Here is an 11,763-nt window from a genome sequence, read left to right as displayed (position 1 = left end):
ACCGGTGAGCACCACCACCGGCCCCGAAAGCCCCGACGCCCTCCTCGGCCCCGCCGACATCCGTGAGCTGGCCGCCGCCCTCGGCGTGCGCCCCACGAAGCAGAAGGGCCAGAACTTCGTCATCGACGCCAACACCGTGCGGCGGATCGTCCGCACGGCCGAAGTGCGGCCCGACGACGTGGTCGTGGAGGTGGGGCCGGGACTCGGCTCCCTCACCCTGGCCCTCCTGGAGGCCGCGGACCGGGTGACGGCCGTCGAGATCGACGACGTCCTCGCCGCCGCGCTGCCCGCCACGATCGCCGCCCGCATGCCGGCGCGCGCCGACCGCTTCGCGCTCGTCCACTCCGACGCGATGCACGTCCAGGAGCTGCCGGGCCCGGCGCCGACCGCGCTCGTCGCCAACCTGCCGTACAACGTGGCCGTGCCGGTCCTGCTCCACATGCTGGAGCGGTTCCCCAGCATCGAGCGGACCCTCGTCATGGTCCAGGCCGAGGTGGCCGACCGGCTCGCCGCCAAGCCCGGCAACAAGGTGTACGGCGTGCCGTCGGTGAAGGCGAACTGGTACGCCGAGGTCAAGCGGGCCGGGTCCATCGGCCGCAACGTCTTCTGGCCCGCGCCGAACGTCGACTCCGGCCTCGTCTCCCTGGTCCGCCGCGCCGAACCGCTCGCGACGACGGCCACCCGGCAGGAGGTCTTCGCGGTCGTCGACGCGGCCTTCGCGCAGCGCCGCAAGACCCTGCGCGCGGCCCTCGCGACCTGGGCGGGCTCGCCCGCGGCGGCGGAGGAGGCCCTGGTGAAGGCCGGCATCTCGCCCCAGGCGCGCGGCGAGGCGCTGACGGTGGAGGAGTTCGCCCGGATCGCGGAGGCGAAGGCGTGAGTACCCCCCGCCCGGTCACCGTGCGCGTGCCCGCCAAGGTCAACGTCCAGCTGGCGGTGGGCGCGGCCCGGCCCGACGGCTTCCACGACCTCGCCAACGTCTTCCTCGCGGTGTCGTTGTACGACGAGGTCACGGCGACGCCGGCCTCGGAACTGACCGTCACCTGCGAGGGCCCGGACGCCGACAAGGTGCCGCTGGACCGCACGAACCTGGCCGCGCGGGCCGCCGAACTGCTCGCCGCACGGCACGACATCTCCCCGGACGTCCACCTGCACATCGCCAAGGACATCCCGGTCGCCGGCGGCATGGCGGGCGGCAGCGCGGACGGCGCGGGCGCCCTGCTCGCCTGCGACGCGCTGTGGGGCCTGGGCTCGACGCGGGACGAGCTCCTGGAGATCTGCGCGGAGCTCGGCTCGGACGTGCCGTTCAGCCTGATCGGCGGGGCGGCGCTCGGCACCGGACGCGGCGAGAAGCTCACCGCGCTGCCGGTCGGCGGGACCTTCCACTGGGTGTTCGCCGTCGCGGACGGCGGGCTGTCGACGCCGACGGTGTTCGGCGAGTTCGACCGGCTCACCGAGGGCGTCGAGATCCCCGAGCCGGCCGCCTCCCCGGACCTCCTGGACGCCCTGCGCACCGGCGACACCGCGGCGCTCGCGGGCGCCCTCGCCAACGACCTCCAGGCGGCGGCGCTCTCCCTGCGCCCGTCGCTGGCCGCGACCCTGGCGGCCGGCACCGAGGCGGGGGCGCTCGCCGCGCTCGTCTCCGGCTCGGGGCCGACGACGGCGTTCCTGGTGAAGGACGTGGAGGCGGGGCGGGCGGTCGCCGCCGCGCTGACCGCCTCGGGCACGTGCCGCACGGCCCGCGTCGCGACGTCCCCGGCCCCCGGCGCGACGGCCCTGCCGACCTGACCCGCGACCAGGTGTGCGGCGCCGTCGTGGGTTGTGCCCACCCGTTCCGCCCCGCGGAACGCCTGCCCACAACCAGGGGTGCGGCGCAAGACCGGGCGCTTTCTCACCGAGAGTGAGGGGGCGGGCCACCGTCTACTCTGGGATGTCGAACGATCCCCCCGTACAGGAGTGAAATGGCCGTCAACCTGGTCAATGTCGAGGCCGTCAGCAAGGTGTACGGAACCCGTGCCCTCCTCGACGGGGTCTCGCTCGGTGTCTCCGAAGGGGACCGGATCGGGGTCGTGGGCCGCAACGGCGACGGCAAGACCACCCTCATCCGGATGCTGGCGAAGCTGGAGGAGGCCGACACCGGCCGGGTCACGCACAGCGGCGGACTGCGCCTCGGCGTACTCACCCAGCACGACTCGCTCGACCCGAAGGCCACCATCCGGCACGAGGTGATCGGCGTCATGGCCGACCACGAGTGGGCCGGCAGCGCCAAGATCCGGGACGTCCTCACCGGGCTCTTCGGCGGGCTCGACCTGCCCGGCTTCGAGCACGGGCTCGACACCGTCATCGGCCCGCTCTCCGGCGGTGAGCGGCGGCGCATCGCGCTCGCCCGGCTCCTCATCGAGGACCAGGACCTGATCGTCCTCGACGAGCCCACCAACCACCTCGACGTCGAGGGCATCGCCTGGCTCGCCCAGCACCTCCAGACCCGGCGCTCGGCGCTCGTCTGCGTCACCCACGACCGCTGGTTCCTCGACCAGGTCTGCACCCGCATGTGGGACGTGCAGCGCGGGGACGTGCACGAGTACGAGGGCGGCTACTCCGACTACGTCTTCGCGCGCGCCGAGCGCGAGCGGATCGCGGCCACCGAGGAAACCAAGCGGCAGAACCTTATGCGCAAGGAGCTGGCCTGGCTGCGGCGCGGCGCCCCCGCCCGTACGTCCAAGCCGCGCTACCGCATCGAGGCCGCGAACGAGCTGATCGCCGACGTGCCGCCGCCGCGCGACACCTCCGAGCTGATGAAGTTCGCCAACGCCCGCCTCGGCAAGACGGTCTTCGACCTGGAGGACGTGACCGTCACCGCCGGTCCGAAGACGCTCCTGGAGCACCTCACCTGGCAGCTCGGCCCGGGCGACCGCATCGGTCTCGTCGGCGTCAACGGCGCGGGCAAGACCTCACTCCTGCGGGCCCTCGCCGACGCCGCCGTCAGCCAGGGCGAGATCCAGCCCGCGGCCGGCTCCGTCACCGTCGGCAAGACCGTCCGGCTCGCCTACCTCTCCCAGGACGTCACCGAACTCCCCGGGAGTCTGCGGGTCCTTGAGGCCGTCCAGCAGATCCGTGACCGGGTCGACCTCGGCAAGGGCCGCGAGATGACGGCCGGTCAGCTCTGTGAGCAGTTCGGCTTCACCAAGGAGAAGCAGTGGACGCCCGTCGGCGACCTGTCCGGTGGTGAGCGCCGCCGTCTCCAGCTGCTGCGCCTGCTGATGGACGAGCCGAACGTCCTCTTCCTCGACGAGCCCACCAACGACCTCGACATCGAGACCCTGACCCAGCTGGAGGACCTCCTCGACGGCTGGCCGGGCTCCATGGTGGTCATCTCCCACGACCGGTTCTTCATCGAGCGCACCACGGACAAGACGCTCGCGCTGCTCGGCGACAGGACCCTGCGGATGCTGCCGCGCGGCATCGACGAGTACCTGGAGCGGCGCCGGAAGATGATCGAGGCGTCCGTTCCGGCGCCCGCCGCCGCGGCCGCCCCGCAGAAGGCGGGCGTCTCCGCCGCGGACGCCCGCGCCGCCAAGAAGGAGCTGCAGAAGGTCGAGCGGCAGCTCGACAAGGTCTCCCAGAAGGAGGCCACACTGCACGCGCGGATCGCCGACAACGCCACCGATTTCGAGAAGGTCGCGAAGCTCGACGCGGAGCTGCGGGAACTCGTCGCCGAGCGCGAGGAACTGGAGATGCGCTGGCTCGAACTGGCCGAGGACGCATAACAAGGGCATCACAGGCCGGTCCTCCCTTGGGTACAAGGGTCGGACCGGTCGCTTTTGCGCCACGGCGTGAGTGGTAGAAAGAAAACCCGTTCACGTCAAGGGGGAACCGCTGATGACCCAGCCGCCCAGCAACCAGCCGCCGGGGGGCTTCGGAGCCCCTCAGGACCCGAACCAGGGTCCCCACCACGGGCAGCCCCCGGGCATGCCGCCCGTGCCGCCCGCGCCGCCGCAGTCCCCGCCCGGCACGCCGCCGGCCGCGCCCGGCCCGTACGGCCAGCAGCCGCAGCCCGGTTACGGGTACCCGCAGCAGGCCCCCGGCCCGTACGGGCAGCCGCCGCAGCAGCCGTACGGCTACCCGCAGCAGGGCCAGCCCGGCTATCCGCAGCAGCCGGGCCCGTACGGCCAGCAGCAGAACCCGTACGGCGGCTACCCCACCCAGCCGGGCTACCCGGGCGCCCCGACCCCGCCGCCGTCCGGCGGCGGGCTCAAGGGCCGGACCGGTGTCGTCGCGGCCGTGGCCGCCGCTGCCGTCCTGGTGGCCGCCGTCACCACCTGGGCCGTCGTCGGCGGGGACGACGAGAAGGACCCGGTCGCCGGTCCGCCCACGACCGCCACCTCCTCCGCGGCCCCCGCGCCCACCGAGTCGGTGGACAAGGGCGACGGCTCCGGAGACGGCGCCAACGGCGAGGAGGACCTCAACGCCGGCCGCAAGGACGGCGAGGCCAAGATCAACTGGCTGCTGAAGAACAACGTCGACCTGCCCCGCAACGGCGCCGACGTCTTCGGCCCGTGGATCGTCGGCGACACCGTCGTCAAGGCCATGTACAAGAGCGTCTCCGGCTACAGCCTGAGCGACGGCTCCACCAAGTGGAACGTCGACCTGCCGTTCGAGCTGTGCGCGGCGCCCGCGAACCCGTCGGCGAACGGCGTCATGGTCTTCGGCTACGCCGAGAGCGCCAAGGACGGCGCCAAGTGCAGCCAGCTGCAGATGGTCGACCTGAAGACGGGCAAGGCGGGCTGGAAGAAGGCCGTGCCCAAGCCCAAGGGCCTGTTCGCCTTCTCCGACAACACCCTGGCCATCAGCGGCAACACGGTCACGGTGGCGGGCACCAGCAGCGCCTACGGCTTCTCGCTGGCCGACGGCAAGCAGCTGTTCACCGGCCCGACCAGCGGCTGCAAGCCCTTCGCGTACGCGGGCGGCAGCAGGCTGATCGCCGCCATGGACTGCCCCTCGGGCAGCACGGCCAAGAAGGTCCAGGCGGTCGGCTGGGTCAACCCGGCCACCGGCAAGCCCCTGTACACCTTCCAGCTGGAGGCGAACTGGGAGGTCGACAAGGTCTACTCGGTCGACCCGCTGGTCGTCTCCGCCACCCAGCGCGAGCAGAAGAAGTGGACCATCTTCGCCCTCGACGCGAAGGGCAAGCTCCGCTCGCAGATCCAGGGCGGCAAGGACAAGTTCGCCCCGTCGTGCGGCGGCGGGTTCGTCATCTTCGGCCGGAACCTGGAGGGCTGCACCGGTGTCGCGGCCGACGCGAACACCTTCTACATGGCCACCGAGACCTCGTACGGCACGCCCAACGAGGTCATCGCCTTCGACCTGAAGACCGGCAAGGCCAAGTGGCGCTCCAAGGCTCCCGGCAAGCAGTCGATGATCCCGCTGCGCATGGAGGGCGGCCAGGTCCTGGTCTACGTCGACCCGTCGTACGACACGGGCGGCGCCGTCGCGACCATCGCCCCGACCGGCGGCGCGCCGAAGATCCTGCTCCAGCACCCGGCGTCGTCGGCGCAGGTCGAGAGCAGCTTCTACAGCGCGGGCTACGCCTACGGCGCGGGCACCTTCGTGGTGGCGAGCGGGCGCGTGTCCGCCACCAACGACGAGGCCGAGAAGCAGGTCAAGACGATGATGGCCTTCAGCAAGTGAGGTACACGGACCGATGACGCAGCCACCCCCGCCCCCGCCGAACCAGCCGCCGGACCCGCAGGGTGGCTTCGGCGCGCCGACGCCCCCGCCGCAGCAGCAGCCCGATCCTGGTTACGGCTACCCGCAGCAGCAGCCGGGGTACGGCTACCCGCAGCAGCCGGACCAGGGTTACGGCTATCCGCAGCAGCCGCCTGCGCCTCCGCAGCAGCCGTACGGCTACCCGACGGCGCCGCAGCAGCCGCAGCAGCCCTACGGCGGCTACCAGCAGCCGGTCCAGCCGCCGTACGGCTACCCGACCCAGCCCCAGGCCGCCTACGACGGCTACCAGCAGCCGGCCCCGGCGCCGGGCGGTGGCAAGAAGCTGTCGGCGCAGCTCCAGATCATCATCGCGGCGTGCGTCGCCGTCGTCCTGATCGTCGGCGCGGGCATCTGGTACGCCAACTCCGGCGGCGGTGAGGACCCGGGCGGCGAGGCGAAGGGCACGGCCGGAACCTCGCAGGGCACCGACGGAGGGTCCGGCGGCGGCTCGAACGGTCTGGGGGGCGGCGGCAAGGAGAAGGCGCCGGCGGTCACCCAGTCGAAGCAGGCCTTCCGGCTCGCCCTGCCGAAGGTGCCGGACACCACCGACGTGTCGGGTTCCTGGATCACCGACAAGGCGTTCGTGAAGACGGGCGTGAACTCCGTCGTCGGCTACGACCTGGACAAGGGGACCGTCCTGTGGACGCTCCCGCTGACCGGTCAGGTCTGCGGCGCGTCCCGGCACATGACCGCCGACCACAAGGTGCCGATCCTCTTCGAGGCCAGCAAGCGCGTGGCGCCGCGCTACTACCAGCTCTGCACCGAGGTCGGCATGGTCGACCTCGACACCGGCAAGCTGCTGTGGTCCACCTCGGTCACCGGTGGGTCCGCCGGTGACCAGAAGGCCCGGTTCAGCGAGATCACGCTGAGCGGGAAGACGGTCGCGGCCGGCGGCACGGACGGGGGCGCGGCCTTCGACATCGCCAACGGCAACGCGCGCTGGAAGCCGCAGCCCGACAAGCAGAGCTGCTACGACCTGGGGTACGGCGGCGGCGAGGGCCTCGTCGCGGTCCGCAAGTGCGGTTCGTACGACAGCCAGTACGTGATGATCCAGAACCTGGACCCGACGACGGGCGCGCCGCTCTCGCAGTACAAGATGCCGACCGGTGTGAAGTACGCGTCGGTGGTGTCCACCAAGCCCCTGGTCGTCGCGGCCGACGTCGGCGACAGCGCCGGTGACGGCAGCGGCATCTCGGACTTCTTCTCGATCGACGAGAAGACCGGGAAGCTGAAGGCGAAGATCACGGCGGACGCCGACCAGTACGCGGCCCGCTGCCGTTCGACGAAGGTCGAGTCCTGCACGCAGGCGCTCGTGGGGAACGGCCGGCTCTACGTGCCGACCGAGGAGCACGAGGGCGCGAGCGGCGAGTACGGCGACGAGACGAACGAGATCATCGCCTTCGACCTGGCCACCGGCCGGACGGTGCCGGAGAAGGCGGACGCGGGCGACAAGTACACGCTGGTCCCGCTGCGCATGGACGGCGGCGACCTGATCGCGTACAAGGTGCCCCCGTACGACAAGGGCGGCCGGGTCGTGTCCATCAACGGCGGCACGATGAAGGAGACCCTCCTTCTGGAGAACCCGTCGGAGAAGTCGATCCGGGAGACGGAGCGGAGCTTCGGCGTCACCGGCAGCGAGTACCTCTACGGTGACGGCCGGTTCTTCCTGTCGCGGACGTACGTGAGCAAGACCCGTGACGGCGGCGCCTCCTACCAGGAGCACCTCGCCGTCTCGTACAACGCCAAGGGCTGACACCCGCGGAACGGCGTCAGGTGCGGGCCCCTCCGGCATGCCGGAGGGGCCCGCACCGTCATGCCGCCCGGCTGATCCGGCGCCACCGTGTCACCGGTGCGGGTGATGTGACGTCGTGTCGCGTCGGCGGATGATCCGGTTGGCTCGGCAGGGGGCGGGGGAGCGTGTACCTTGCCGGGTCAGGCGTGCCGGGGGACGGCGGGCACGGAGGATGGGGGATGACCGGGATGGGCGTACGCCTCGTGGTGGTGGACGAGCACCGCCTGCTCGCGGAGGCACTGGCCTCGGCGCTGAAGCTGCGCGGGCACCGGGTGCTCGCGGCGGCCGCGCCGGTGGCGGGGGCGGCGGAGCTGGTGGTGAGCCGGGCGCCCGAGGTCTGTCTCCTGGGCACGGCGGCGCCCGCCGAGCCGGGGGCCTTCGACGTGGTCGTACGGATCAAGCGGGAGCGGCCGCAGGTGGCGGTGGTGGTGCTGGGTCCCGTGCCCTCGCCGCGGGGCATCGCGGCGGCGTTCGCGGCCGGGGCCTCGGGCTACGTCCGGCACGACGAGCGGATCGAGGGCGTGGAGCGGGCGCTCGTGAAGGCGCGGGCGGGGGAGACGGCGGTGGCGCCGCAGCTGCTGCGGGCGGCGTTCGCGGAGCTTCTGCATCCCTCGGCGCAGCCGGACGACGAGGGGCTGCGGCTGCTGCGGCTGCTCACGCAGCGGGAGGTGGAGGTCCTCGTCCGGGTCGCGGAGGGGGAGGACACCCAGCTGATCGCGGCGGGGATGGGGATCGCGCCGAGCACGGCACGGACGCATGTGCAGCGGGTCCTGATGAAGCTGGGGGTCGGCTCGCGCCTGGAGGCGGCGGCTCTCGCGGCCCGTACGGGGCTGCTCGACCGTGCGGTGCCGGGGCCGCGGCGGCCGGTCTGATCCGAGGTGTTCCGGGGTTCCGGTCCCGCCAGGTGGCGGGACCGGAGCTCTGTCGTTGACGGTGTTGTTGGAATATGATTCCTTGTGCGTGGTTCTGTTTGATCCGCCCGGAGGGCATCGCCGTGAAGAAGACCGTCACCACACTCGCCGACGGGCGCGAACTGATCTACTACGACGCGGACGAGAGCACCGTCCGCGACGCCGTCGACCCCCGTCCCCTGACCGCCGTCGTCTCCCGGTCCGAGATCCGGTACGACGTCCTCACCGGCGACCCCGTCGCCATCGCCTCGCACCGCCAGGCCCGCACGTACCACCCGCCGGCCGACGCCTGCCCGCTCTGCCCCGCCCGCGACGGCCGGGAGAGCGAGATCCCCGAGGAGAGCTACGAGGTCGCGGTCTTCGAGAACCGCTTCCCGTCCCTCTCCGGCGGGGTCGGCCGCTGCGAGGTCGTGTGCTTCACGGACGACCACACGGCGTCCTTCGCCGACCTCTCCGAGGAGCGGGTCGCCCTCGTCCTCGACGCCTGGACCGACCGCACCTCCGCGCTCGCCACGCTCCCGGGCGTCGAGCAGGTCTACTGCTTCGAGAACCGCGGCGCGGAGATCGGCGTCACCCTGCCCCACGCGCACGGACAGATCTACGCCTTCCCGTACGTGTCCCCCCGTACGGCCGCCATGCGCCGCCGGCTCGACGAGCACCGGGCCGAGACCGGACGGAACCTCTTCGACGACGTCATCGAGCGGGAGCGCGCCGACGCCGAGCGGATCGTCCTGGAGACCGAGCACTGGATCGCCTTCGTCCCGTACGCCGCCCACTGGCCGTACGAGGTGCACCTCCACCCCAAGCGCCGGGTGCCCGACCTCCTCGCCCTCGACGGCGCGGCGCGCACAGAGTGCGCACAGGTCTATCTGGAACTCTTGAGACGCTTCGACCGGATCTTCGGCCCGGACGAGCCGCCGACGCCCTACATAGCCGCCTGGCACCAGGCGCCGTTCACGGACGCCCGGCGGGAGGACTTCGGACTGCACCTCGAGCTCTTCACCGTCCGGCGGGCCTCCGGCAAGCTGAAGTACCTCGCGGGCACCGAGTCCGGCATGGGCGCGTTCATGAACGACGTACGGCCGGAGGACGCGGCCCGACGACTGCGAGAGGTGGCGACCGCCAAGTGAGCACGGACGCGAAGAAGTACCTGGTGACGGGCGGGGCCGGATACGTGGGCAGCGTCGTCGCCGCCCACCTCCTGGAGCGCGGCCACCGGGTCACCGTCCTCGACGACCTCTCCACCGGCTTCGCCGAGGCCGTCCCGGAGGGCGCCGAGTTCGTCCAGGGCCGCATCCAGGACGCGGCGAAGTGGCTGGACCCCGGCTACGACGCCGTCCTGCACTTCGCCGCCTTCTCCCAGGTCGGCGAATCCGTCGCCAAGCCCGAGAAGTACTGGGAGAACAACGTCGGCGGCACCCTGGCCCTGCTCGCCGCCATGCGCACCGCCGGGGTCCGCAAGCTGGTCTTCTCCTCCACCGCCGCCACCTACGGCGAGCCGAGGACCGTGCCGATCACCGAGTCGGAGCCGACCGCCCCCACCAGCCCCTACGGGGCGAGCAAGCTGGCCGTCGACCACATGATCGGCGCCGAGTGCGCCGCCCACGGGCTCGCCGCCGTCTCGCTGCGCTACTTCAACGTGGCCGGGGCGTACGGCTCGCTCGGCGAGCGGCACGAGCCCGAGTCGCACCTGATCCCGCTCGTCCTCCAGGTCGCCCTGGGCCGCCGCGAGGCGATCTCCGTGTACGGCGAGGACTACCCGACCCCGGACGGCACCTGCGTCCGCGACTACATCCACGTCGCCGACCTCGCCGAGGCCCACCTCCTGGCGCTCGACGCCATGACCCCGGACGAGCACATCATCTGCAACCTCGGCAACGGCAACGGCTTCTCCGTCCGCGAGGTCGTCGAGACCGTGCGCAAGGTCACCGGCCACCCCGTCCCGGAGATCACCGCGCCGCGCCGCCCCGGAGACCCCGCGATCCTCGTCGCCTCCGCCGAGGCCGCCCGCGAGCGCCTCGGCTGGACGCCGTCCCGGCCCGACCTCGCGGCCGTCGTCGCCGACGCCTGGGCCTTCGCGCAGCAGCAGGAAGGAGCACGCCCGTGAGCGTCGCCGCCGACTTCGAGGCGCTGTACGGCGCCGCCCCCGACGGTGTCTGGGCCGCCCCCGGGCGGGTCAACCTCATCGGTGAGTACACCGACTTCAACGACGGCTTCGTGCTGCCGCTCGCGCTGCCGCACACCACCGTCGCCGCCGTCTCCCGCCGCGACGACGGCGTGCTGCGCCTGCACTCCGCCGACATCGACGGCGGCATCGTCCAGCTGGGGGTCGACGCCCTCGAACCGCTCTCCGGCGGCGGCTGGGCCGCCTACCCCGCCGGCGTCGTCTGGGCCCTGCGGGAGGCCGGACACCCGGTGACGGGCGCGGACGTCCACCTCACCTCGACCGTGCCGACCGGCGCCGGACTCTCCTCCTCCGCGGCCCTCGAGGTCGTCACGGCGCTCGCCCTGAACGACCTGTTCGGGCTCGGCCTCTCCCGGCCCGAGCTCGCCCGGCTCGCCCAGCGCGCCGAGAACGCCTTCGTCGGCGTCCCCTGCGGGGTCATGGACCAGATGGCCTCCGCCTGCGCCGAGGAGGGCCACGCCCTCCACCTGGACACCCGGGACCTCTCCTTCCGCCAGGTCCCCTTCGACCTGGCGCGCGAGGGGCTGCGGCTGCTCGTCGTCGACACCCGCGTGAAGCACGCGCTCGGGGACGGCGCGTACGCGGACCGGCGCGCCGGTTGTGAAGCGGGCGCGCGGGCGCTCGGGGTGAAGGCCCTGCGCGACGTGAGCGCCGCGCATCTCCCCGAAAGCCTCGGACGTCTGAGCGACGAGACGACTGTGCGGTACGTCAGGCACGTCGTCACCGACAACGCGCGGGTGGAGCGGACGATCGCGCTCCTCGACGCCGGGGACACCCGCGCCGTCGGTCCCGTCCTCACCGAGGGGCACGCCTCCCTCCGGGACGACCTGCGCGTCTCCTGTCCGGAACTGGACCTCGTCGTCGAGGCGGCGAACGCCGCCGGGGCGCTCGGCGCCCGGATGACGGGCGGCGGCTTCGGCGGCTCGGCCCTCGTCCTCGTCGACACCGACCGGGCCGACGAGGTCGCGGCCGCCGTCGTGAAGGCCTTCGCCGCGGCCGGATACGCGACCCCCGGTGTCTTCCCGGCCGTGCCGGCGGCGGGTGCCCGCCGGCTCTGATCACCCATCAGGTACGCACGACTTCGGACAGTTCCGCCAAACGGCCCCCACCGC

9 protein-coding genes are annotated in these 11,763 nt (G+C 72.6%); all 9 read left to right on the top strand.

Translation table 11 applies throughout. The annotated features are described in order from the left end of the window. Positions 1–4 precede the first annotated feature (4 nt). The 9 genes from rsmA to galK all read left to right on the top strand — a co-directional run bounded on the left by rsmA (position 5) and on the right by galK (position 11,709). Positions 5–877, top strand: coding sequence for a 16S rRNA (adenine(1518)-N(6)/adenine(1519)-N(6))-dimethyltransferase RsmA (gene rsmA, locus AMK29_RS27455; protein WP_073818112.1), 873 nt, complete (start codon positions 5–7; stop codon positions 875–877). Beyond that, a complete protein-coding gene (locus AMK29_RS27450) occupies positions 874–1,785 on the top strand; it encodes a 4-(cytidine 5'-diphospho)-2-C-methyl-D-erythritol kinase (RefSeq protein WP_073818110.1) in 912 nt (303 codons plus the stop codon). Before rsmA ends, AMK29_RS27450 begins: the two co-directional genes overlap by 4 nt. Before the next feature lie 173 nt (positions 1,786–1,958). Continuing rightward, a complete protein-coding gene (locus AMK29_RS27445) occupies positions 1,959–3,764 on the top strand; it encodes an ABC-F family ATP-binding cassette domain-containing protein (protein ID WP_073818108.1) in 1,806 nt (601 codons plus the stop codon). Positions 3,765–3,876: 112 nt separating this feature from the next. After that, positions 3,877–5,685: an outer membrane protein assembly factor BamB family protein gene (locus tag AMK29_RS27440; RefSeq protein WP_073818107.1), complete on the top strand. Its 1,809-nt coding sequence runs from the start codon at positions 3,877–3,879 to the stop codon at positions 5,683–5,685. Between the two features lie 13 nt (positions 5,686–5,698). Next, positions 5,699–7,516 carry an outer membrane protein assembly factor BamB family protein gene (locus AMK29_RS27435; protein WP_073818106.1) on the top strand — a complete coding sequence of 606 codons (1,818 nt, stop codon included), beginning with the start codon at positions 5,699–5,701 and terminating at the stop codon, positions 7,514–7,516. 227 nt (positions 7,517–7,743) lie between these two features. Then, positions 7,744–8,427 (top strand): response regulator transcription factor, encoded by a 684-nt coding sequence (locus AMK29_RS27430; RefSeq protein WP_073818403.1) that lies wholly within the window; start codon positions 7,744–7,746, stop codon positions 8,425–8,427. Positions 8,428–8,549: 122 nt separating this feature from the next. Further along, positions 8,550–9,596, top strand: coding sequence for a galactose-1-phosphate uridylyltransferase (gene galT / locus AMK29_RS27425; RefSeq protein WP_073818401.1), 1,047 nt, complete (start codon positions 8,550–8,552; stop codon positions 9,594–9,596). Further along, a complete protein-coding gene (galE, locus tag AMK29_RS27420; RefSeq protein WP_073818104.1) occupies positions 9,593–10,573 on the top strand; it encodes a UDP-glucose 4-epimerase GalE in 981 nt (326 codons plus the stop codon). Before galT ends, galE begins: the two co-directional genes overlap by 4 nt. Beyond that, positions 10,570–11,709 carry a galactokinase gene (gene galK, locus AMK29_RS27415; RefSeq protein WP_073818102.1) on the top strand — a complete coding sequence of 380 codons (1,140 nt, stop codon included), beginning with the start codon at positions 10,570–10,572 and terminating at the stop codon, positions 11,707–11,709. Before galE ends, galK begins: the two co-directional genes overlap by 4 nt. Positions 11,710–11,763: the final 54 nt, after the last annotated feature.

It is taken from the genome of Streptomyces sp. CB02261 (genome assembly GCF_001905665.1).
GTDB lineage: Bacteria > Actinomycetota > Actinomycetes > Streptomycetales > Streptomycetaceae > Streptomyces.
This window is presented reverse-complemented; position numbering and strand designations above follow the sequence as displayed.